Origin of the sequence: Brachybacterium sp. AOP29-B2-41, assembly GCF_052378395.1 — a bacterium.
Lineage (GTDB): Bacteria > Actinomycetota > Actinomycetes > Actinomycetales > Dermabacteraceae > Brachybacterium.
In genome coordinates this window covers 1-576 of record NZ_JBQSXR010000059.1, presented here as the reverse complement: position 1 = coordinate 576, position 576 = coordinate 1, and the positions used below count along the sequence as shown (strand labels likewise).

Here is a 576-nt window from a genome sequence, read left to right as displayed (position 1 = left end):
GTGGGCGAGTTGTTCGTGCTCTGACATCTCTCGACCTCGATCCCAAGTGATCGACCTCAACAGTGATTTCGGCATGCCGCGGAGGTTCTGGACGAGCGCGGCGCGGACGTCTGGGCCCTTGATGCCATCGAGCTTGACGAGGCGAACGATCCTGGTGGTGCGTTCCACGAGGGTTGCCACGGCGCTGGGGCGTCGCCCCATGACGAGGTCCCCTTCCCAATGCCCTACCTCGGTCCGGGTCTCGATCTGCTCTGGTCGATCATGGATAGAGACCATGTTCCGCAGCCGGCCCCGCCCGTGCCCGGTACGACGCGCTTTCCTCGAGGTGCGCATGCCGCGCCCCGACCGCAGATGCGTCTTCAGCGTCGAGGGGAGCGACAGGCGCGAGCTGATGTAGAGGGTCCGGTAGATAGCCTCGTGCGAGATCCGTACTCCCTGTGCTGAAGCCGGAGTCAGTCGGAGCCATGCCGCGATCTGCTGCGGCGACCAATCCGCCATCAGCTTCTCCTGCACGATGCTCCGCAGGTCATCGTGCGTTTCCAGCTTGCACGGCTTCGGACGCCTCGCGTTCTCCCA

The 576-nt window shown here is 64.6% G+C and carries 1 protein-coding gene; it reads right to left on the bottom strand.

Annotation, left to right across the window (positions count from 1 at the left end):
- Positions 1-576: IS30 family transposase (locus ACT3T9_RS18860; protein WP_444607307.1), on the bottom strand; the 576-nt coding region annotated here is incomplete at both ends.